This window comes from Streptomyces globisporus C-1027 (assembly GCF_000261345.2).
GTDB lineage: Bacteria > Actinomycetota > Actinomycetes > Streptomycetales > Streptomycetaceae > Streptomyces > Streptomyces pakalii.
Map to the genome: position 1 here is coordinate 739,922 of NZ_CP013738.1, position 20,893 is coordinate 760,814.

General features: G+C 72.0%; 19 protein-coding genes and 2 pseudogenes. 13 read left to right on the top strand and 8 right to left on the bottom strand.

The window, feature by feature from the left end; translation table 11 throughout:
• Position 1: 1 nt before the first annotated feature.
• From WQO_RS03050 to WQO_RS03075, 6 genes are all read left to right on the top strand, one after another.
• On the top strand, positions 2-1,399 hold the full coding sequence (locus tag WQO_RS03050; protein ID WP_029182497.1) for an aldehyde dehydrogenase family protein: 1,398 nt from the start codon (positions 2-4) through the stop codon (positions 1,397-1,399).
• A complete protein-coding gene (locus tag WQO_RS03055) occupies positions 1,396-2,484 on the top strand; it encodes an NAD(P)-dependent alcohol dehydrogenase (RefSeq protein WP_010062602.1) in 1,089 nt (362 codons plus the stop codon). The genes WQO_RS03050 and WQO_RS03055 overlap by 4 nt, the downstream gene beginning before the upstream one ends.
• 75 nt (positions 2,485-2,559) lie before the next feature.
• Positions 2,560-3,498: an SAM-dependent methyltransferase gene (locus WQO_RS03060; protein WP_010062601.1), complete on the top strand. Its 939-nt coding sequence runs from the start codon at positions 2,560-2,562 to the stop codon at positions 3,496-3,498.
• Positions 3,499-3,654: 156 nt separating this feature from the next.
• Positions 3,655-4,011 (top strand): BatC protein, encoded by a 357-nt coding sequence (locus WQO_RS03065; protein ID WP_107115793.1) that lies wholly within the window; start codon positions 3,655-3,657, stop codon positions 4,009-4,011.
• Positions 4,008-5,237, top strand: coding sequence for a cupin domain-containing protein (locus WQO_RS03070; RefSeq protein ID WP_010062599.1), 1,230 nt, complete (start codon positions 4,008-4,010; stop codon positions 5,235-5,237). Before WQO_RS03065 ends, WQO_RS03070 begins: the two co-directional genes overlap by 4 nt.
• Positions 5,234-6,130 (top strand): sucrase ferredoxin, encoded by an 897-nt coding sequence (locus WQO_RS03075; protein WP_010062598.1) that lies wholly within the window; start codon positions 5,234-5,236, stop codon positions 6,128-6,130. Before WQO_RS03070 ends, WQO_RS03075 begins: the two co-directional genes overlap by 4 nt.
• A gap of 36 nt (positions 6,131-6,166) precedes the next feature.
• Here WQO_RS03075 and WQO_RS03080 read toward each other — a convergent pair whose 3' ends face one another.
• Positions 6,167-6,577 (bottom strand): Fur family transcriptional regulator, encoded by a 411-nt coding sequence (locus tag WQO_RS03080; RefSeq protein WP_010062597.1) that lies wholly within the window; start codon positions 6,575-6,577, stop codon positions 6,167-6,169.
• Between the two features lie 386 nt (positions 6,578-6,963).
• On the opposite strand from WQO_RS03080, the gene katG reads away from it, so the two are divergent.
• The 4 genes from katG (at position 6,964) to WQO_RS03100 (ending at position 12,382) form a co-directional block, all read left to right on the top strand.
• Positions 6,964-9,219 carry a catalase/peroxidase HPI gene (gene katG, locus WQO_RS03085; protein WP_010062596.1) on the top strand — a complete coding sequence of 752 codons (2,256 nt, stop codon included), beginning with the start codon at positions 6,964-6,966 and terminating at the stop codon, positions 9,217-9,219.
• A gap of 179 nt (positions 9,220-9,398) precedes the next feature.
• The gene (locus WQO_RS03090; protein WP_029182496.1) at positions 9,399-10,910 is read left to right on the top strand and encodes a DUF4246 domain-containing protein; all 1,512 of its coding nucleotides are present in this window, start codon (positions 9,399-9,401) and stop codon (positions 10,908-10,910) included.
• 22 nt (positions 10,911-10,932) lie between these two features.
• Positions 10,933-11,472 carry a hypothetical protein gene (locus tag WQO_RS03095; protein WP_010062593.1) on the top strand — a complete coding sequence of 180 codons (540 nt, stop codon included), beginning with the start codon at positions 10,933-10,935 and terminating at the stop codon, positions 11,470-11,472.
• A 16-nt stretch (positions 11,473-11,488) separates the two neighbouring features.
• Positions 11,489-12,382 carry an oxygenase MpaB family protein gene (locus WQO_RS03100; RefSeq protein ID WP_010062592.1) on the top strand — a complete coding sequence of 298 codons (894 nt, stop codon included), beginning with the start codon at positions 11,489-11,491 and terminating at the stop codon, positions 12,380-12,382.
• Positions 12,383-12,427: 45 nt separating this feature from the next.
• Here the strand turns inward: WQO_RS03100 and WQO_RS03105 are convergent, their stop codons facing one another.
• A complete protein-coding gene (locus WQO_RS03105; protein ID WP_010062591.1) occupies positions 12,428-13,261 on the bottom strand; it encodes a PIG-L family deacetylase in 834 nt (277 codons plus the stop codon).
• Between the two features lie 326 nt (positions 13,262-13,587).
• Between WQO_RS03105 and WQO_RS03110 the strand changes: the two genes are divergently transcribed.
• Entirely contained in the window at positions 13,588-14,481 is an 894-nt protein-coding gene (locus tag WQO_RS03110) for a bile acid:sodium symporter family protein (protein ID WP_010062590.1), read from the top strand.
• Between the two features lie 46 nt (positions 14,482-14,527).
• On the opposite strand, the gene WQO_RS03115 is transcribed toward WQO_RS03110, so the two are convergent.
• From WQO_RS03115 to WQO_RS03135, 6 genes are all read right to left on the bottom strand, one after another.
• The gene (locus tag WQO_RS03115; protein WP_010062589.1) at positions 14,528-15,502 is read right to left on the bottom strand and encodes an alpha/beta hydrolase; all 975 of its coding nucleotides are present in this window, start codon (positions 15,500-15,502) and stop codon (positions 14,528-14,530) included.
• A gap of 235 nt (positions 15,503-15,737) precedes the next feature.
• Positions 15,738-16,037, bottom strand: coding sequence for a DUF6510 family protein (locus WQO_RS03120; protein ID WP_010062588.1), 300 nt, complete (start codon positions 16,035-16,037; stop codon positions 15,738-15,740).
• 33 nt (positions 16,038-16,070) lie between these two features.
• Positions 16,071-16,778 (bottom strand): ferredoxin reductase, encoded by a 708-nt coding sequence (locus tag WQO_RS03125; RefSeq protein WP_010062587.1) that lies wholly within the window; start codon positions 16,776-16,778, stop codon positions 16,071-16,073.
• Positions 16,778-17,377: a sulfite oxidase-like oxidoreductase gene (locus tag WQO_RS03130; protein WP_010062586.1), complete on the bottom strand. Its 600-nt coding sequence runs from the start codon at positions 17,375-17,377 to the stop codon at positions 16,778-16,780. The genes WQO_RS03125 and WQO_RS03130 overlap by 1 nt, the downstream gene beginning before the upstream one ends.
• 4 nt (positions 17,378-17,381) lie before the next feature.
• Positions 17,382-17,549: a hypothetical protein gene (locus tag WQO_RS36080; RefSeq protein ID WP_158514060.1), complete on the bottom strand. Its 168-nt coding sequence runs from the start codon at positions 17,547-17,549 to the stop codon at positions 17,382-17,384.
• A 247-nt stretch (positions 17,550-17,796) separates the two neighbouring features.
• Positions 17,797-18,831 carry an ABC-2 transporter permease gene (locus tag WQO_RS03135; protein WP_010062584.1) on the bottom strand — a complete coding sequence of 345 codons (1,035 nt, stop codon included), beginning with the start codon at positions 18,829-18,831 and terminating at the stop codon, positions 17,797-17,799.
• A gap of 264 nt (positions 18,832-19,095) precedes the next feature.
• Between WQO_RS03135 and WQO_RS03140 the strand changes: the two are divergent.
• Positions 19,096-19,242: pseudogene (locus tag WQO_RS03140) on the top strand (acetoacetate decarboxylase family protein); the annotation flags it as partial.
• 15 nt (positions 19,243-19,257) lie between these two features.
• A pseudogene (locus WQO_RS03145) lies at positions 19,258-20,851 on the top strand (succinic semialdehyde dehydrogenase).
• Positions 20,852-20,893 lie beyond the last annotated feature (42 nt).

The following is a 20,893-nucleotide window of genomic DNA, read 5'->3' on the forward strand; positions in this document are numbered from 1 at the left end:
CGTGGCGCCCTATCAGCCCGCCCCGGAGCCGACAGCTGCCGGTGAGCGCTTCGCCGTGCTCGACCCGGCGACGGGCGAGGCCTTCGACGAGGCTCCCGACCAGCGGGCCCAGGAGCTGGACGCGGCGGTCCACCGGGCCCACGAGGCCTGGCGGAGCTGGCGATCCGACCCCGCCGCCCGTGCCGCCGCCCTGCTCGCGTCGGCCGACGCCGTGGAGGCGGCCGGGCCGGAGCTCGCGCCCCTGCTCACCCGCGAGCAGGGCAAACCCCTGACCGAGTCGTCCGCGGAGATCGCCCGCACGGCGGCCCGGCTGCGGTGGTTCGCCGCGTCGGCCCCCGAGCCCCGGACGATTGGGGACGGGCGGGCCGTGCACAGCGAGATCCGCTGGCGGTCGCTCGGGCCCGTCGCCGCCGTCGTCCCGTGGAACTTCCCGCTCCAGCTCGCCTCGGCGAAGTTCGCGCCCGCCCTCGCCGCGGGCAGCACGGTGGTGCTCAAGCCCTCCCCGTTCACACCGCTGGCCACCCGGCTGCTGGGGTCCGTCCTGTCCGCCGCCCTGCCCGAGGGCGTACTGACGGTGCTCACCGGCCGCGAACCCCTCGGCGCGCTCCTCGCCTCGCACCCGGGGATCCGCCATGTGACGTTCACGGGTTCGGTGCCCACCGGGCGGGCCGTCGCGGCGGGCGCGGCGTCCGGCCTCGCCCGCATCACCCTGGAGCTGGGCGGCAACGACGCCGCGATCCTGCTGGACGACGTGGACGTGGAGCGGATCGCGGACCGGCTGTTCTGGGCGGCGTTCCGCAACTGCGGCCAGGTCTGCATGGCGGTCAAACGCGTCTACGCCCCCGCCCGGCTCCAGGACCGGGTGGTGGAGGCCCTGGCGGAACGGGCGAAGGCGGTGGTCGTCGGGGCGGGCCTCGACGAGGGTACGGAGCTGGGGCCGCTCACCAACGCCGCCCAGCTGGCCCGGGTGGAGCGGTACACGGCGAGGGCCCTCGCGGACGGGGCCAGGGCCGCCGCCGGGGGCCACCGGCTGGACCGGCCGGGCTGGTTCCACGCCCCGACGGTCCTGACCGATGTCCCGCCCGACAGCCCGGTGGTGACGGAGGAGCAGTTCGGCCCGGTCCTGCCGGTGCTGCCGTACGGGAGCGTCGACGCGGCCAACGCCACCCGCTTCGGGCTGGGCGGCTCGGTGTGGGGAACGGACCTGGACCGCGCGGAGGCGGTGGCCGGCCGGCTGGAGTGCGGGACGGTGTGGATCAACCACCACGCCGAACTCTCCCTCGCCCAGCCCTTCGCCGGGGTCAAGGAGAGCGGCGTCGGCGTCGCGGGCGGGCCGTGGGGGCTGTACGGCAACCTCGCCCCCTTTGTCGTGCACCGCCCCCTGGAGGACCGGCCATGAGGTTCGACGCCGCGGTGCTGCGTTCGTACGAGGATCCGTTCGCCGTCGAGGAGGTGATCCTGAACGCGGGTCCGGGCGACGGCGAGGTGCTGGTCCGCATCGCGGGGTGCGGTATGTGCCGGACCGATCTCGCCGTCCGGCGCTCGGCGGGCCGCTCCCCGCTGCCCGCGGTGCTCGGCCACGAGGGGGCCGGGGTGGTGGCCGAGACGGGCGGGGCGGACACCGGGCTGAGCCCCGGCGACCACGTCGTGCTGAGCTTCGACTCCTGCGGGCACTGCCGGAGTTGTCTGGGCGCGGCCCCCGCCTACTGCGACGATTTCGCCGCGCTCAACCTCTTCGGGGGACGCACCGAGAACGCGGCGCGGTTCACCGACGCGACCGGGGGCACGCTGGCACCGCGGTGGTTCGGCCAGTCCTCCTTCGCCGCGTACGCGATGGTCCCGGCCCGCAACGCCGTACGGGTCGACCCCGCGCTCCCCCTCGAACTGCTCGGCCCTCTCGGCTGCGGCTTCCTCACCGGCGCCGGGGCGGTCCTCAACTCCTTCGGCGCGGGCCCCGGCGACACCGTCGCGGTTCTCGGCGCCGGGGCGGTGGGGCTGGCGGCGGTCATGGCGGCCACCGCCGCCGGGGCCGTCGCGGTGGCGATCGACCGGCACCCGGAACGGCTGGCCCTGGCCGAGAAGTTCGGCGCGGCCGCGCTGCACGCCGCATCGGGCGATCTGCCGGACCGCATCCGACGGCTGACCGACGGCGGGGCGCAGTTCGCCCTCGACACCACGGGCTCCGCCCCGCTGATCAACGACGCGCTCCGGTCGCTGCGCCCAAGGGGTCACCTCGGTCTGGTGGCCCGCCTGCACACCGGACTCCCGCTGGAAACGGGGACCTTGGACCGGGGCCGGAGGCTCTCCCACATCTGCGAGGGGGACGCGGTCCCGGCCCTGATGATCCCCCGGCTTACCGGGCTGTGGCAGGCCGGACGGTTCCCCTTCGACCAGCTGATCCGTACGTACCCGCTCACCGACATCAACGAGGCCGAGGCGGACTGCGAGGCGGGCCGGGTGGTGAAGCCGGTGCTGATCCCGTAGGAAGCACGCCCTCCGCGCACCACGCGTTCCCGCCCTTCGATGCCTATCACTTCGACGCCTATCAAAGGAGTACACATGGTCGACACGGCACATCGGAACACCGACGGCACCGGTGTGGAGGGCGTGGCAGGAGGGGTCGGTGTGACCGCTCTCCTGGTCGCGGCGGCGCGGGCGCTGGAGACCCACCGCCCCGACAGCCTGGCCCGGGACGTCTACGCGGAGCACTTCGTACGCTCGGCCCCCGCGTCCGCCGACTGGCCGGTCCACCCCCGGGAGGTCCCGGGCGGGGACGCGAACCCGCTGTGGGGCCGGTTCGCCCGGTACTTCGGGCTGCGGACCCGCGTCCTCGACGACTTCCTCCTCCGGTCGGTACACGCCGGGGGCGCCCGCCAAGTCGTCCTGGTCGGGGCGGGGTTGGACGCGCGGACGTTCCGCCTCGACTGGCCTCCCGGCTGCGCGGTCTTCGAGATCGACCGGGAGGAGGTGCTGGCCTTCAAGCACCGGGTGCTCGGCGGTCTTTCGGCCACCCCGAAGGCGGCGCGCGTCCCGGTCCCGATGGATCTCCGCGCCGACTGGGCCGACGCGCTGCCCCGCGTCGGCTTCGACCCGGCCGCGCCGAGCGTCTGGCTGGTCGAGGGGCTGCTGTTCTACCTGCCGCCGGCCGCCGAGACCTACCTCATCGACACGGTGGAGGGGCTGAGCGCCGGGGGAAGCGCGCTGGCCTTCGAGGTGAAGCTGGAGAAGGACCTGCTGGCGTACCGCGACAGCCCGCTGTACACGGCGACGAGAGACCAGATCGGCATCGACCTGCTGGACCTGTTCGACCTGGCTCCCCGCCCCGACTCCGCGGGCCGCCTGACGGACCGCGGCTGGTCCACCTCGGTCCACACCCCCTTCGACTTCACCCGCCTGCACGGACGCGGCCCCCTGCCCGAGCCGAACGACGCGCTGGCGGGCAACCGGTGGGTGTTCGCGGACAAGCCGCGCCCCGCCGGCACCGGAAACGGAGAGTGAGCTCCGGCATTCGGACGACTCCGGACCGCTCGAATCGATGTTTTCCCGTCGCAGAGATACGGTGATTACTGGCCATTTCAGTGCAGATCGACGTCCCGGCGACCGGGTTTCCGGACAGCGGAAATCCATCGTCCCCGTGGTGTGATCCCAGGAGGAATGATGACCGAGCACGACGCGAGCGGAGCCGAGGGACCTGCGGACGGCGGAGCGGCGGGTACGCCCGGCGTCCACGACGGCGGAGCGGATGGCGGAGCGGAGGGACCTGCGGACGGCGGAGCGGCCGGCACCCCGGGGGTCCACGACGGCGGCGCTGATGGCGGTGCGGACGGCGGAGCCGAGGGACCCGCGGACGGCGGAGCGGCCGGTAAGCCCGGCGTCCACGACGGCGGGGCCGACGGCGGCGCGGACGGCGGAGCCGAGGGGCCTGCCGACGGCGGAGCAGCCGGAACGCCCGGCGTCCACGACGGCGGAGCCGACGGTGGCGCCGACGGCGGGGCCGGCAGCCGCTCTTGAGCCTGTCCCGCACCGAGCTCCAGGATTCCGGCGCGCGTGAAGGCGCCGGAATCCTGGAGTCCCGGCTGACCGGGCTCGGCCGGGAGGAATTCGCCCGCGACGTCTGGGGCCGGACAGCGTCGCTGACGCGTGGAGCGAGCGATTTCTCGGACGTCTTCTCCCCGTCCGCCGTGGACGAGCTGATCTCCCGCCGGGGGCTGCGTACGCCCTTCCTCCGGGTCGCGAAGGACGGCGCCACGCTTCCGTCGTCGTCCTTCACCGCACCCGCCGGAGTGGGGGCGACCGTCGCCGACCAACTCGACGACACGGCCCTGTGGCGTGCGTTCGCCGACGGTGCCACGCTCGTGCTGCAGGCGCTGCACCGCACCTGGGAGCCGGTGGCGGACCTGGTCTCCGGACTGAGTACGGACCTGGGTCATCCCGTACAGGCGAACGCCTACGTCACCCCGCCGCAGAACCGCGGGTTCGACGCGCACTACGACGTGCACGACGTGTTCGTCCTCCAGATCGAGGGGGCGAAGCGGTGGGTGGTCCACGAGCCCGTTCTGCCGGATCCGTTGCGCGATCAGCCGTGGACGGATCACCGTGCGGCCGTCGCCGACCGGGCCGCACACGGCACGCCCCATCTGGACACGATGCTCCGCCCCGGCGATGTGCTCTACCTTCCGCGCGGCTGGCTGCACTCGGCGCAGGCCCAGGGGGAGGTCTCGATCCATCTGACGCTGGGGGTCCACGCCTGGACCCGCTACGCACTGGCCGAGCATCTGACCCGGGCCGCCCTCGCGGTACTGGGCGAGGATCCGGCCATGCGCCGGTCCCTCCCCCTGGCGGGGCCGGAGGGACCAGGTGGTGCGGACGGCACGGACGGCGTCCTGGACCTGGTCCGTGAGCGCCTGCTGGCCGCCGTCGCGGAGGCCGACCCCGCCCCGCTGTTCCACCGCGCCCGCCGGTCCCAGGCCCGCCCGGCACCACTGGGGCCGGTGGCCCAGCTCGCCGCTCTGAGCGGTCTCGCGACGACCTCACCCGTACGGCTGCGGAAGGCACTGGAGCCACGGCTGGAGGGAACGCGCCTGTTCACCCGCGTGGGGTACCTCGATTTCCCGGCACCCGACCTCGTACCCGTGGCCCGGCTGCTCGACGGCCGGGTCCGCACCGCCGGCGACCTCGGCCTCGCACTCGCCGGGCGGCTGCTGCGGGCGGGCGTGCTGGTGCCCGCGGACCGGTGAACCCATCGGGCCGGTTCTTCTGCGCCGACGCGGCCAGGGCCCGCCATGACCCGTTCGTCGGCACGGCTCCCTTCGGCTCCGTCTGGGTCCTCATCGAGTACCGGCGCGCCTGGCCCGCCGACGGTTTCGACGGCCTCGACCTCGATCCGGAGACCAAGACCCTCGTGTTCGCCGCGGCCCGGGCGAACCGGGCCCGGATCCTCCTCGTCAGGCGGCACGGACGCCGCCGCCCGGAGGGGAGCGACCGGTGGGCGGTGCTGCACCACGACAGCTCCGGCGCGCTGCGCCAGCGGTGGGGCAGTTGGCACCGCGACCGCGACCTCGCGCAGATCGTGACCGCCCTGGACTCCCCGGGGGAGCCGGGACTCGCCCCCGTCGTCCTCGTCTGCGCGCACGGCCTGCACGACGCCTGTTGCGCGGTGCGCGGCCGGCCCGTGGGCCAGGCCCTCAGCGCACGCTGGCCCGACCTGGTGTGGGAGTGCACGCACGTGGGCGGTGACCGGTTCGCCGCCAACGTCGTCGTCGTGCCCGACGGCGTCTACTACGGCAGTCTGGACGCCCGCTCGGCGGTCACGGTGGTGGAGGACCACCTGGCCGACCGTATCCGCGCCGACCACCTGCGGGGCTACACCACCCTCCGCCCGCCGCAGCAGGCAGCGGTCGCCGCGGTGCTCCGGCGCTTCGGCCCGGCGGGCAGGCACGACTACGCGGTCACCGCGACGGTCGCCGCCGACGACGGCTGGCGGGTCAGTGTCAGCGGCCGGGCGCCGCACGCGAGGCTGCTGGACGTCGAGGTACGGGCCCGTCGCACACCGGCACGGCAACTGACCTGCCGCGGACCGGCGAACAGCTCCGCGCTCGTCTACGACGTGACGTCGATCAAGGACCGATGACGGACTCCCCGCTCCCGAGGCCGGCCCCGCCGCTGGTCAGGCGCAGGCCGGGCACAGCCCGCGGTAGGTGATCTCCACCGAGCCGACCGCGAAGCCGAACCGCTCCTCCTCGGGCAGATCACCGATGGCGTTGCCGACCGGGTGGACGTCGCGGACCGTGCCGCAGCCGGAGCAGACCAGGTGCTGGTGGGGGTTGCGCGCGTTCGGGTCGTAGCGCTTGGCGCGGCCCACGGTGGAGACCTCCAGCACCTCGCCGAGCGCGACGAGCTCGCCCAGTGTGTTGTAGACGGTCGCGCGGGAGATCTCCGGCAGTCGCGCGGCGGCCCGCAGGTGCACCTCGTCAGCCGTCAGGTGGACGTGGTCGCCGTCGAGGACCTCCGCGACGACACGCCGCTGGGAGGTCATACGCCAGCCACGGCCCCGCAGCCGCCCCAGGAGGTCGCTCATCTCGTTTCACCTGCTCCGCTCGCCGGAGGGGGCGGGCGGCCCGCGCAAAGAATGCGCCGACGCCGCGCCCCCGTCATTATGGTTTTAGCTTGCTTCTTGACTTGGACGAAGTCCATCGTAGGATCGATCCCGGCGACATCCAAGAGACAGGAAGACTCCGGTACGGCAGCAGAGACACGCGAGGGGACCACACCGGTCGACCGCGCAATGCCGCCCGTCGGCCCAGCGCCGTCGTCGCACCGCCCGGGATCGCCGGGTGCGGTGGTCCGCGAGGCGCTCGGGCGACCCGCGGCGGGACCCGGACATCAGCGTGCCCCTTCTGTACGGACCGAATCCTCCTCCCCCGTTCAGCGCCCCACGACCCGCCGGGTCCGGAAGGATCACCCATGACCGAGAACAACGAGTCGCACGTCTTCGACCCCGTCGTCCCGGACTCGCCCGAGACGGCCGTCCCCGAGAAGCCCGAGGCGCAGGCCGGCGGCTGCCCCGTGGCGCACGGCCGCGCGCCGCACCCCACGCAGGGCGGCGGGAACCGCCAGTGGTGGCCGGACCGACTCAACCTGAAGATCCTGGCCAAGAACCCCGCCGTGGCGAACCCGCTGGGTGAGGAGTTCGACTACGCGGCCGCGTTCGAGGCGCTGGACCTGCCCGCGGTGAAACGGGACATCGCCGAGGTGCTCACCACCTCGCAGGAGTGGTGGCCGGCCGACTTCGGCAACTACGGACCGCTGATGATCCGGATGGCCTGGCACAGCGCCGGCACGTACCGCATCAGCGACGGCCGCGGTGGCGCGGGCGCCGGTCAGCAGCGGTTCGCCCCGCTGAACAGCTGGCCGGACAACGGCAACCTGGACAAGGCCCGCCGGCTGCTGTGGCCGGTCAAGAAGAAGTACGGCCAGGCGCTGTCCTGGGCCGACCTGCTGATCCTCACCGGCAACGTCGCCCTGGAGACCATGGGCCTGAAGACCTTCGGCTTCGCCGGCGGCCGCGAGGACGTCTGGGAGTCGGAGGAGGACGTCTACTGGGGCCCCGAGACCACCTGGCTCGACGACGAGCGCTACACCGGCGACCGTGAGCTGGAGAACCCGCTCGGCGCGGTCCAGATGGGTCTGATCTACGTCAACCCCGAGGGCCCCAACGGCAACCCGGACCCGGTCGCCGCCGCCCGCGACATCCGCGAGACCTTCCGCCGGATGGCGATGAACGACGAGGAGACCGTCGCCCTCATCGCCGGTGGCCACACCTTCGGCAAGACACACGGCGCGGGCCCGGCCGAGAGCGTCGGTGCGGACCCCGAGGGCGCCCCGCTGGAGGAGCAGGGCCTCGGCTGGCGCAACTCGTACAAGTCGGGCAAGGGCGGGGACGCCATCACCAGCGGTCTGGAGGTGACCTGGACCAGCACGCCGACGCAGTGGGGCAACGAGTTCTTCCACAACCTCTTCGCCTACGAGTACGAGCTGACCAAGTCCCCGGCCGGCGCGCACCAGTGGGTCGCCAAGGACGCGGAGTCGACGATCCCCGACGCGCACGACGCGTCGAAGAAGCACAAGCCGCAGATGCTCACCACCGACCTGTCGCTGCGCTTCGACCCGGCGTACGAGCAGATCTCGCGCCGCTTCCAGGAGAACCCGGAGGAGTTCGCGGACGCCTTCGCCCGCGCCTGGTACAAGCTGACGCACCGTGACATGGGCCCGATCCAGCGCTACCTGGGCCCCGAGGTGCCCTCCGAGGTGCTGCTGTGGCAGGACCCGCTGCCCGCGCGCACCGGTGAGGTGCTGGGCGCCGCGGACATCGCCGCGCTCAAGGAGCAGGTGCTGGGCACGGACCTCACGGTGGCGCAGCTGGTCTCGGCCGCCTGGGCCTCGGCCGCGTCCTTCCGCGGCAGCGACAAGCGGGGCGGCGCCAACGGCGCCCGGATCCGTCTGGAGCCGCAGCGCGGCTGGGAGGCGAACAACCCGGACGAGCTGGCGCAGGTCCTGCGCGCCCTCGAAGGCATCCAGGATTCCTTCAACGCCAAGGGCGGCAAGCAGGTCTCGCTGGCCGACCTGATCGTCCTCGCGGGCAGCGCGGCGGTCGAGCAGGCGGCCAAGGACGCCGGTGTCGAGGTGGAGGTCCCGTTCACCCCGGGCCGCGTCGACGCCACGCAGGAGCAGACGGACGTCGAGTCCTTCGCCGCGCTGGAGCCCGCGTACGACGGCTTCCGGAACTACACCGGCAAGGCGGCCCGGCTGCCCGCCGAGTACCTGCTCCTGGACCGGGCGAACCTGCTGACGCTGAGCGCCCCGGAGACGACCGTCCTGGTCGGCGGTCTGCGGGTGCTGGGCGCCAACACCGGCGGCTCGAAGCACGGCGTTCTCACCGACCGCCCGGGCACGCTGACCAACGACTTCTTCGTGAACCTGCTCGACCTGGGCATCACCTGGAAGTCGACGTCGTCGACACAGGACGAGTTCGAGGCGCGCGACGCATCGGGCAAGGTCAAGTGGACCGGCACCCGCGCCGACCTGGTCTTCGGCTCCAACTCCGAGCTCCGTGCCCTCGCCGAGGTCTACGCGAGCGACGACGCGCGGCAGAAGTTCGTGACGGACTTCGTCGCCGCCTGGACCAAGGTCATGGACCTGGACCGCTACGACCTGGTCTGACCCCCTCCGGTCGCCCCTGCTCCAGGGACGACCGGCATGGTCCGGCGGTGGGGCCGGTGCGTTCGCGCACCGGCCCCACCGTCGGTTCCGGCAGGTGACGGCAGGGAACGACGACGGCGGTGTCAGTCCGCTCGCGTAGTCTTCCCGCCACCATTCACCGACGCGGAGGATCACGAGCGTTGACCGGCCTGTCTGCTTTCCCGTTGCCCTTTCACACCTCCCGCTCCCTAGCGCTCGCGACGCCCCGGACGCTGCGGGAGATGGAGATGATCCGGTGCAGCGCACACATCAGGGCGAAGCCCGGCTGGTTCGACAAGATGCACGATGGCGGGATCGTCGCCAGGTGGACGCGGGAGGCGGCCGCCCAGGGGCTCACCGAGGCGCAGATCCGCTACGTCCTGGCCGAACTCTCCCATTACGCCGCGCTGCGGGACGCCGGGACGGGGATCGAGGTGTCCGCGGTCGACGGGGTGTGGCAGTCGGACACCCTGGTCGACGACGCGCTCAGGTCCCGGCTGCGCGAGGCGGTCCGGGTCCTGGAGGAGGTCCCCGCCGCGGAGCGGGACTGGCATCCCGGATCCGACGGACAGGTGCTGGACCTGGTGCATCCCTCGCTCTTCTGTCTGGTGCGCGGGGTGAGCAACGCCCCCGAGCAGGCCTGGCGGAACGAGACCGACCACCGCTACGCGGCCTACGAGTTCTCGGAGAAGTTCCAGTGGCTGCCCACGGATGTCGAGGTCACCGCCGACGGCGACACGGTCTTCCGTTCGTACGTCAACAACGTCCACCCCGAGACCCATCGCCAACTGGCCGCTGTCCTGCCGGACGTGTTCACCCGCATGCGTCCGCTGCTGGAGAACGTGCTCACGGATCTGCGCCATCCGCGGCCGCTGCGGATCGAGGCCGATCCCTTCGGGTGGTACGACTCGGAGCCGGAATACCCGGACAAGGCGTCGTACGCCGATGACGAGGCCTACCAGGAGGCCCTGCGCGCCTGGGAGGTGAACCAGGACGCGTGGTGGGAGAACCGCCGCCCGGTCATCCCGGACGCCCCGGACTTCACCCCGCCCCCGGCGCCCGACGCGTCGGCCCGGGTGGACCTGCGCGGCCGCCGCCTCCAGGTCATCGTCAAGCTCGCCACCATCCATCTCACCCCGGACAAGCCGGAGTACGCCGGCGGCTCCTGGCATGTCGAGGGCATGCTGAACGAGCGGATCGTCTCGACCGGTATCTATTACTGGGACAGCGAGAACATCACCGAGAGCCGGCTGAGCTTCCGTACGGCCCTCGACGACCCGCGCTACGAGCAGAACGACGACAACGGCCTGCGGGACGTCTACGGCCTGGAGGACGAGGAGGCGCTGAACCAGATCCTGGGTTCGGCGGCCACCCCGGCGGGCCGGTGCCTGGCGTTCCCGAACGTCCTGCAGCATCGCGTCGGCTCGTTCCGTCTCACGGACCCCACCCGCCCGGGCCATCGCAAGATCCTCGCGTTCTTCCTGGTCGACCCGTCGAAGAAGATCGTCTCGACATCCGACGTACCGCCGCAGCAGCCGGGGTGCGCCACCTCGACCATGACGCGCGAACAGGCCGAGGGCTATCGCGAAGAGCTGATGCGGGAACGCAAGTTCTTCGTCGACGAACACAACGAGCAGCTCTACGAACGCGAGTTCTCCCTCTGTGAGCACTGAACCCGGCTCGACGGGTGAACCGATGATCGGAGCTCGTTCCCTGGCCGCGGTGATCGCCCTGCTGAAGGAGTTCAGGGCCCTCAGCCCGCTGATGGCCGGGGGTGCGGCGGCACGATTCGCGGCTCACGGATGGACGCCCGGGGGCAGACCCCGTAACGGCGTGGAGACGTCATGGGACAGGGATGGCGTCTCGGCCTGGCTCCAGACGTTCGGCGACGGGGCGGTCTGCGTGTCGTTCGCCGTCTGGATCCGCGACGTCGATGCGTCGGGCTACTTCGACGACCTGGATGCCGTCTACGAGCAGGGCGAACGGGTGTTGGCGGGCTTCCTGCCCGAGATCGAGGGGTCCCCGCTAGCCGGTCACCTGCTCGCGGCCGAGCGGACGGAGGCCGACGAGGACGAGTTCATCGAGGTGGAGAAGTGGACCCTCGACGGCCGGATCCTGACGGCGGGTGTCATCCAGCAGGACACCGACCTCCCGGTCATGGTCGTCGTGAGACTGGAACAGCCAGGCCCGCAGGTGTGGCGGCTCGATACCCTCGGCCGAGAGGTACGGGAGTGAAAGCCGGGAGGCGTTGGTGGGACTGCGGGACCGGATCGCGGCGGAGCTCACGGCGGCCCTGCACGGCGGGGACCTCAAGCTGGAGCGGTACGCGGCTCCGCCCGGCGATCCGGGGCTGTTCGGGATCACCCCGGCAGACCCGGTGTGGCGGGTGCACGGGCAGGCCACCGGGATGCTCACCGGCGGGTTCGCCGCCCTCATGCTCCAGTCGCTGCACCCGCTGGCCATGGCCGGGGTCGACCAGCACTCGGACTTCCGGGCGGATCCGGTCGGGCGGCTGAACGGGACCGTACGGTTCATCACCACGACCACGTTCGGCTCCGCGCCCGCCGCCCGCGAGGTGATCGGTCTCGTCCGGCGCATCCACACCCGGGTGCACGGCACCGCCCCCGACGGAAGGCCGTACCGCGCGGACGATCCCGACCTGCTCACCTGGGTGCACACCGCAGAGGTACGCAGCTTCCTCGCCGGGCACCAGGTGTACGCGCCCCGGGCGCACCGGCTCACCCCCGCCGAGTGCGACACCTATTACCGCCAGGCCGCGCCCGTGGCGGAGGAGTTGGGCGCGCGGGAGGTGCCGCGTACCGCGTCCGAGGTGGAGGGCTACCTGACCCGGATGCGCCCCCGGCTCCACGCCGCCCCGGCCGCGCTGGACTCGGTGCGGTTCCTCCGCGCCTTCGGACGCACGCCGCAGGAGCGGCTGGCCGTCCGCCTGCTCACCAACGCCTCGACCGGGCTCCTCCCCGGCTGGGCCCGCGCCGAACTCGGCATCCGCCGCCCTGCCGCCGTCCGCGCCGGCTGGGACCGGCCGCTGGCGACGGCCGTCGGACGCACCCTGGAATGGGGGCTCGGACCCTCCCAGATCCAGGCGGCGGCACGGGGCCGGCTGGCGGGGGCGCGGCAGGGATGACACGGCCGCACGCCCCTGGCCGTACGGGCCCCGGTGGGCGGCGGATCAGCGGAGTCCGGCGAAGAGATCCTTCTCGGGAACGGCCGCACCGGTGGTGTCCTTGACCCGTACGAAGGTCTCCATGCCCATCAGCTCGCCGAACCTCTCCTTGCCCATCCTGAGGAAGAAGATGTTCTCGCCCTGACTGGCGTGCGCGGCCAGCGCGTCGAACTTCTGGCCGCTGTGCGCGGTGGTGTCCACCCAGGTGGTGACCTCGTCGTCGGGGAGACCGATCTTTTCCATCTCGGCGACCTCGGCCGGGTCCGCCTCCGGCATGTCCTCCTGGGACTCGCGCATCATCTCCTCGAACCGGCGCATCGCCGAGTGCGGCATCGTCGTCCAGTAGACCTTCGGTGTCAGCTCGGTCATCTCCAGCGCCGCCATCGTGATGCGGTGGGCCTGGATGTGGTCGGGGTGCCCGTAGAAGCCGTTCTCGTCGTAGGTGACGACCACATCGGGCCGGTAGTGCCGCATGAGTTCCGCGAGCCGGGCGGCGCCCTGCTCGACGGGGGTCTGCCAGAAGGATCCGGGAGCGTCGTTGCTCGGCCAGCCGATCATCCCGGAGTCCGCGTAGTCCAGCGTCTCCAGGTCGCTCACGCCCAGGACGTCGCAGCTCGCCCTGAGCTCCTGGCCACGCATCGCGGCGACGGCCGCCGGATCGTGCCCGGGGTCACCGGGCTTGACGCCTCCCGGCCCGTCACCGCAACCGCCGTCGGTACAGGTCACGAGAACCGTGCGGATGCCTTCCGCCGCATAGCGAGCGAGCACTCCTCCGGTTCCCGTGGCCTCGTCGTCGGGGTGGGCGTGCACGGCCATGAGGGTCAGGGGCCGGTCGGTCATGAAGAGGTCCTTCCAAGGAGTCAGGTCGGGGCCCGAGTGAGCGGCGGGCCTGCCGCGGCTCCGGGGCTCGGGCCCTCGGTGGAGGTAACCGTGCCGCCGGGGCTCGGTGTTCCCGGGGCCCTGCTTCGGTTTCGGCTTTGGTTTGGGTTTCGGCTTCCCTCTCGTCGCGGACGATGGCGCGCTGCCCCGGCCCTCCCGGCGGCCGGAATCCGCCCGCCAGAGTGTTGACGGTGTTCACATCGCGACGTTACGTTCATGCGGCAGCCCCGCCGTCGTTCATGCGGCAGCCCCGCCGTCCCTTCACCGCCCAGGAGACGAAGCCGCACATGGACTCGCCCCTCGCCACCGTCATGCTCCCGCTCGCTCTCGCCGTCATCATGTTCGGGCTGGGGCTGTCCCTGACCGCGGACGACTTCCGGCGGGTGCGCCGGCATCCGCGGGCCGTCGTCGTGGCGCTGGCCTGTCAGGCGTTGTTGCTGCCCGCCGTGTGCTTCGGCCTGGTCGTCGCCTTCGGCCTCTCCCCCGAACTCGCGGTCGGCATGATGCTGCTGGCCGCCTCTCCCGGCGGGACGACGGCCAACCTCTTCAGCCATCTCTTCGGCGGGGACGTGGCGTTGAACGTCACGCTCACGGCGATCAACGCGGTCGTGGCCATCGTGACCCTGCCGGTCATCACCAACGTCGCCCTGCTCCACTTCGAGCCGGGGACCGGGCAGTACGGCCTCGGGCTGCAGTTCGACAAGGTGCTCCAGGTCTTCGCCCTGGTGCTCGTGCCGGTGGTGATCGGCCTCGCCGTGCGTCGGAACTCGGAGGCGTTCGCGCTCCGCATGGACCGTCCGGTGCGCCTCCTGTCGGTCGTCGTCCTCATCGCGGTGATCATCGGCGCGGTGCTGGCCGAGCGGAGCAACATCGGCGGCTACCTCGCGGACGCCGGACCCGTGGCGCTGCTCTTCTGCGTGCTGAGCCTGGCGACGGGGTACTTCGTGCCGCGCCTGGCGCGCGTCGGCAAGCGGCAGGCGATCGCCTGCTCCATGGAGATCGGCGTGCACAACAGCGCGGTCGCCATGACACTGGCGATCAGCGTGCTCGGCAGCGTCAGCCTGGCCGTGCCCGCAGCCGTCTACGGCGTACTCGCCTACCCCGTCGCGGCGCTCGCCGGGCTGTTGATGACCCGGGTCGGCACCCGGCTCCCCGCCGAGGAATCCGCGCGGACGGCCTGACCCGAGAGGGCGCGGCGAGAGTGGCCGGGTCCGGCGACAGGTCGCCTCAGCCGTCGTGGAGGGCCTTCTTGAGGGCGTCGACGGCGAGGGTGCGGGCGACGTTCGCGGCGCGGGTGTCGCGCAGGCTGTCCAGCAGGAGGAAGTCGTGGACCATGCCCGCCACGCGGACGGAGGTCACGTCCACACCGGCCTCGCGCAGCCGGTTGGCGTACTTCTCGCCCTCGTCGCGCAGGACGTCGGCCTCGTCGGTGATGACCAGCGTGGTGGGCAGGCCCCGGAGTTGGTCCAGGGAGGCGTGGAGGGGCGCGGCGTACACCTCGGTGCGGTGGGCGGGGTTGCCGATGTAGGCGTCCCAGAACCACTTCATGCCGTCGCGGGTGAGGTAGTAGCCCTCGGCGAACTGGAGGTACGAAGGGGTGTTGAAGTCGGCGTCGGCGACCGGGTACAGCAGGACCTGCGCCTTGAGGTCGATGCCTCCGCGCTCCTTGTTCATCAGCGCGAACACCGCCGACATGCAGCCGCCCACCGACTCGCCGGTGACCGCGATCCGCGAGGTGTCCAGTCCGTGCTCCGCCCCGTGCTCCAGGACCCACTGGCCCACGGCGTAGTTCTGCTCGACCTGGGTGGGGTACTTGGCCTCGGGCGCCCGGTCGTAGACGGGGAAGACGCCCGCGGCCCCGGCGCCGACGGCGAGTTCGCGGAAGAGGCGGTCGTGGGTCTTGTCGTCGCCGAAGACCCAGCCGGCGCCGTGGATGTAGAAGACCACCGGCAGCGGTCCGGTGGCTCCCTTGGGCCGGATGATCCGGGTGCGGACCGTGCCCCACTGGCCCGCGTCCACGTCGACCCACTCCTCGTCGACGTCCGGGCGGGGCACGCTCGGGTCGCTCTGCAGGCTGAGCAGGATGTCGCGACCCTTCTCCGGGGGGACCTCGTAGATCCGCGGATGCGGATCCGTGGCCTCGCACAGTTCCTTCGCCGCGGGTTCCAGGTAGGGGGTGATAGGAGGGGGCAGATCGGTCATGTCGACTCCCTGTCGTGGGCACGCTGCGTGCCGTGTGCGCGACCCGGTCGGCCGCTGAAGCGTCAGTCGTCGAGGCCGAGGTGGTGCTCGCCCCGAACGGCAATGAGCGATTCCATCCTTCGCGCCCCATTCGTCCCCCGCAACCGGCGCGGGACCCGGTCAGGCGTTCATGCCACGGCGGGACCGGTGGACGGCCGACGGTCATGGCGAGGCGGGACCGGACCGGGGCGGCACCTCAAGGACGCCTGACATCGGGCGGCACGGCGGGAAGGGTGAAACGGAAAGCGCCCGCTCCCCCGCCGAGTTGGAGCCAGAGGTACTCGGGCTGGGTGACGACCCGCAGGGCGATGGCGGCACACCCCGGGCAGCGGGCTGTCAGGCCGGGCTCGGGGCCGTAGACGTGCAACTGGGCCAGGGTCGCGGGCAGTCGGCAGGAGGGGCACAGGCGCCATGCGGTGGTCGGGTCGACGGCGAAGACCTCGCCGAGCGGACCGGCCAGGGCGTTGCCGTCGACGTACAGGGGGTGTTCGGTCATGGCGGGGGTTCCTCACCGTGCGACGCGGATGGGTCAGCCGAAACGTTCGGTACGGATCCGGTCGGGTCCGTACCCGGCGGCCAGGAGCAGTTCGCCGACGTGTTCGACGAAGGCGGTCGGGCCGCAGACGTAGCAGCGGGTGTCCGCGGGAGGCGGCATGCCCAGGAGATCGTCCGCGGAGATGCGTCCGGCGGGGCGCCGCGATCCCTCCGGTGCGGTGCGGGTGTACAGGCGCCGGACGCGGACGCCCTCTGCGACGGCGTCGAGTTCGGTCACGTACCAGACCTCGTCGGCGGTGCGGACGGAGTAGAGGAGTGTGCAGGGGTCGCCCGACACGGATGCCGCCCGCGCCCGGAGCATCGCCATCACGGGTACGACACCGGAGCCTCCGGCGATCAGCAGGAGCGGGCCGGCGTCCTGCGGCGTCCAGACGAACCAGCCTCCGAGCGGTCCCATGACCTCGACCTCGGCGCCCACGGGGAGGTCGTCGGCCAGGTACGGGGAGACCTCGCCGCCGAAGGTCGCCTGAACCCCCAGCTCGATGCGGTCGTCATCGGCGCCGGCGGGAGCGGCCAGCGAGTAGCTGCGTACGGCCTGGTATCCGTCGTCCGCGGTGAGCCGTACGTCGACGTGCTGGCCCGGGAGGTGTCCCGGCCAGTGCGGCACCTCGAAGGTCAGCGTGCGGCCGGTCGCCGTCTGTTTCGTCCGCTCGGTGAGGCGGGCCCGCCGCCAGCCGCGCATCAGTCGCTCCGGTAGCGCTGTTCGCGCCAGGGGTCGCCGTAGTCGTGGTAGCCGGCCGACTCCCAGAAGCCGGGTTCGTCGTCGAGGGTGAGCCGGAGTCCCTTGACCCATTTCGCCGACTTCCAGAAGTACAGGTGGGGGATGACGAGCCGGGCCGGTCCGCCGTGGTCCGGGGAGAGCGCGAAGCCGTCGAAGGAGTGCGCCAGCCAGGCCTTGCCGTCGGTGACGTCCTCCAGCGGGAGGTTGGTGGTGTAGCCGTCGAAGGACTCGGCGACGACGAAGTCCGCCGCGGTCTCCATCGCTTCGAGGAACACGTCCAGGGGGACACCCCGCCAACGGGTGTCGAACTTCGACCACCGGGTCACGCAGTGGATGTCGACGGTGGGCTCCTCCTGCGGGAGTGCCATCATCTCGTCCCAGGTCCACGAACGGCTTTCGCCGGCCTCGCCGGTCAGGGTGAACGACCATCGGTCGGTGGGGATGTCCGGGGTAGGCCCCGCGGAGAGGACGGGAAACGACTCGGTCGGATACTGCCCCGGTGGCAGCCGGCCGGCGAATGCGTGGGTCCTCCCCCGGAACCCCGGTGACAGGTCGCCCATGGGTTCACTCCTCCCGCTCGAACTCGGCTTCCGCCCGCTCCTTGTCGATGTCGGCCTGGGCCCGGACGTGCAGGTCGTGCACGAAACTCCGGGCGGCCTCGGGCGGGACGCCGTCGCCGAGCCGGAGCAGCCGGTCCGTCCACGGGGCGAGAGGATCACCGGGCTCGCTCATGTCGACCTCCTGGGGGGACATGTCGCGTGCTGAGGGCCGGAGGCCCGCCTGCCCTGTCGGCGGCAGGCCCCTTTCCATGCTCCCCGTCTGCCGTACCCGCGCAACCGGGCGGGCCGGTGCTCCGTGGCGTGTGCGCGGACCGTGATGCGGGTGTCCGTCGGACACCTCTCACTCCGGAACCCGAGGGATGGACCTCCGCCCCGCAGTGTTCAGCGATCGGCCGCCGACACGACGGACAGCACCTTCGTCATGACGTCTCCCCGGGCGAGCCCGGCTCCGTGGCGCGACGCTGCCGCAGTACGGCGGCGAGCATGGTGATGACGACTCCGGCGACCGCCCAGGCGGAGAGCACCAGCAGGGACGAGGTCATGCTGTTGCCGTCGAAGTAGGTGATGGAACGGGCCGCCCAGGTGCCCGCTCCCGGTGGCAGGGCCGGGCCGATGGCCTCCCAGAACGGCGGCAGCATCGGCGCGGGGAAGGCTCCGCCGGCGCTCGGGTTCCCCATGATCACGATGAGCAGGATCGCCAGGCCGATGCCGATGACGCCGAAGAGGCCCTGGAGGGCGAGCGTCGCGGCGCCCACGGCGAAGACGATCAGCGCGCCGAGCCCCCACAGCGCCCACACACTGCCCGGCAGAGCGCCCAGGACCGGTCCGACGATGATCGCGCCGCCGAGTCCGCCGGCCAGGGCGACCAGCACCATCGTGCCGAGACGGGTGGCCGCGCGGGTCGGGTTGGCGGGGCGGGCCCCCGTGCTGATCGCGAGGATCGACGCGCACAGGTACCCGCCGACGCAGAGGCCGACGACCAGGTAGAACGAGGACAGCCCGTTGAAGTCGTGCGTCGACGCGGGAGCCACGTCGACCAGGCGTGCGGTACGCCCCTGGGCCCCCAGCACGTCGCCGGTGAGCGAATCCAGCGCGACGGCCAGGGTTCTGCCGCCGCCCGAGGAGACGAGGAGCGTATCGGTGGTGCCGCCCGGGCGCACCACGAGCGCACCGTCGATGTCCCGGTTCTCGATCTGCTTCCGCGCCGCCGCCTCGTCGGGCAGGGCGCGCGGGTCCAGCGGCGAGCCGGGCAGCTCGTCCAGGCGCTGCACCGTCTGCTCGACCGCGGCCGGCGGGGCCACCACTCCGAAGGCGACGTCCTTCAGCTTGGGCTCGTGCAACGCGCCCACATAGGAGACCACGAACAGCAGTTGGAGGGCGACGACCCCGATCACCAGCAGCGTGGCCCGGGGGGTGACGGCACTCTTCACCTCGGACAAGGTGCTCTGTTTCATGGTCTCCACAGTCCGGGACGACCGGCGGCCCCGCAGGCGGGAAGCACCCGAACGGCTGGTGGCCCGCCGGCCACGCCCGGCTGCCGACCAGTGGCCGACCAGTGCGACGTACCCCACACCACCCGATGTTTACGATGATTACATTCGCGAGCTAATGTGAGTGCTGTACACATCGTAGGCGATCAAGAGGAAGAGGGAATCGACATGACCGGCGAGCTGTTCTCACCGCTGCCCCTGCGCTCCGGGCAGGTGCTGAAGAACCGGGTCACCCTCCAGCTCGGCGAAGGCCGCATGTCCGACGACCTGCGCTCGCTCAAGCCGAAGCGGACCATCCAGTTCGACGTCATGACCGAGGGCCAGGCCGCCCTGCACATGCCGGTCCCCACCTCCGTCGCGCCCCGGAGCACGTGAGCAAGGAGCCCCGCCATGGCCACCGAACAAGCAATCCGCCCCACCACGCCCCGCGGACCCGCTCTGCCGGCGTCCACCACCCCGGCTCTGCTCAGGCGGCTGACCGCACGCGTCTCGGCCACACCGGACGCCGCACGGGTCACCACCAACGCCCCCTACACCGGCCCGCCCCTGGCCGACCTCCCGGTTTCGACGCCGGAGGAGGTCGAAGCGGCGTTCGCCCGCGCCCGGGTCGCGCAGAAGGCCTGGGCCGCCACCCTCTGAGTGAACGCAAGCGGATCCTGCTGCGCTACCACGACCTCGTCCTCGCCCGCCGGGACGAAGCCCTCGACCTGGTGCAGGCCGAGAACGGCAAGACCCGCCGCGACGCGTTCCTGGAAGTCGTCGACATCGGCATCGTCTCGCGCTACTACGCCCGCAACGCCGCCCAGCACCTCTCCCCCAAGCGGCGCCGCGGCGCGATCCCCCTCCTCACCCACACCACCGAACTGCGCCACCCCAAGGGCGTCGTCACCGTCATCTCACCCTGGAACTACCCCCTCAGCATGGCCGCGAGCGACACCATCGCCGCACTGATGGCCGGGAACGCCGTCGTCCAGAAGCCCGACACCCAGACCGCGCTGACCGCGCTGTGGTCCATGGACCTCATGCACGAGGCCGGACTCCCCCGGGACGTATGGCAGATGGTCATCGGCCGCGGCAGCTCCATCGGCACCCCGCTGATGGACAACGCCGACTACATGATGTTCACCGGCTCCACCTCCACCGGCCGCCACATCGCGAGCGACGCCGGCCGGCGCCTCGTCGGCGCATCCCTCGAACTCGGCGGCAAGAACCCCATGATCGTCCTCGACGACGCCGACATCGAGAAGGCCGCCGAAGGCGCCGCGCCTGCTTCCCCTCCGCCGGCCAGCTGTGCGTCTCCGTCGAGCGCCTGCACGTCGCCGAATCCATCCGCGACGCGTTCATCGCCGCCTTCACCACCCGGACCGAGAAGCTCACCATCGGCGCCGCGTACGACTACAGCACGGACGTCGGCAGCCTCACGACTCCCTCCCAGTTGCAGACCGTCACCGAGCACGTCGGCGACGCCGTCGCCAAGGGCGCCACCGTCCTCGCCGGCGGCCAGGCACGTCCCGACCTCGGCCCTCTCTTCCACGAACCGACCATCCTCACCGGCGTCACCCCCGACATGACCCTGTACGACCACGAGACCTTCGGCCCGGTCGTCTCGATCTCCACCTACCGCGACGTCGACGAGGCCGTCGCCCTGGCCAACGCCACGTTCTACGGCCTCAACGCCAGTGTCTGGTCCCGCGACGGAGCCCGGGGCCGCGCCGTCGCCGCCCAGGTGCACGCCGGAACCGTCAACGTCAACGAGGCCTTCGCCGCCGCGTGGGGAAGCATCGACGCCCCGATGGGCGGTATGGGCGACTCCGGCCTCGGCCGCCGCCACGGGGCCGACGGCATTCTCAAGTACACCGAGCCCCAGACCGTCGCCCACCAGCGCCTCCAGGGCTTCTATCCTCCGTCCCGCATCTCCACCGAGACCTGGGCCGACCTGCTGACCGGCGCGCTCAAGGTCATGAAGGCGGTCGGCATGCGCTGAACAGCGACAGCGACAGCGGCTGCCCCGCGTCACGCCGCGGCA

Bases quoted from the DNA above. Each gene is read 5' to 3' on its own strand.
- WQO_RS03120 (WP_010062588.1), bottom strand. From the start codon at position 16,037: ATGACCGAACACCCCCTGTACGTCGACGGCAACGCCCTGGCCGGTCCG.
- WQO_RS03115 (WP_010062589.1), bottom strand. From the start codon at position 15,502: ATGACCGATCTGCCCCCTCCTATCACCCCCTACCTGGAACCCGCGGCG.
- WQO_RS36080 (WP_158514060.1), bottom strand. From the start codon at position 17,549: ATGAGCGAGCCCGGTGATCCTCTCGCCCCGTGGACGGACCGGCTGCTC.
- WQO_RS03125 (WP_010062587.1), bottom strand. From the start codon at position 16,778: ATGCGCGGCTGGCGGCGGGCCCGCCTCACCGAGCGGACGAAACAGACG.
- WQO_RS03060 (WP_010062601.1), top strand. From the start codon at position 2,560: ATGGTCGACACGGCACATCGGAACACCGACGGCACCGGTGTGGAGGGC.
- WQO_RS03130 (WP_010062586.1), bottom strand. From the start codon at position 17,377: ATGGGCGACCTGTCACCGGGGTTCCGGGGGAGGACCCACGCATTCGCC.
- WQO_RS03080 (WP_010062597.1), bottom strand. From the start codon at position 6,577: ATGAGCGACCTCCTGGGGCGGCTGCGGGGCCGTGGCTGGCGTATGACC.
- WQO_RS03065 (WP_107115793.1), top strand. From the start codon at position 3,655: ATGATGACCGAGCACGACGCGAGCGGAGCCGAGGGACCTGCGGACGGC.
- katG (WP_010062596.1), top strand. From the start codon at position 6,964: ATGACCGAGAACAACGAGTCGCACGTCTTCGACCCCGTCGTCCCGGAC.
- WQO_RS03105 (WP_010062591.1), bottom strand. From the start codon at position 13,261: ATGACCGACCGGCCCCTGACCCTCATGGCCGTGCACGCCCACCCCGAC.
- WQO_RS03095 (WP_010062593.1), top strand. From the start codon at position 10,933: ATGATCGGAGCTCGTTCCCTGGCCGCGGTGATCGCCCTGCTGAAGGAG.
- WQO_RS03055 (WP_010062602.1), top strand. From the start codon at position 1,396: ATGAGGTTCGACGCCGCGGTGCTGCGTTCGTACGAGGATCCGTTCGCC.
- WQO_RS03135 (WP_010062584.1), bottom strand. From the start codon at position 18,831: ATGAAACAGAGCACCTTGTCCGAGGTGAAGAGTGCCGTCACCCCCCGG.
- WQO_RS03110 (WP_010062590.1), top strand. From the start codon at position 13,588: ATGGACTCGCCCCTCGCCACCGTCATGCTCCCGCTCGCTCTCGCCGTC.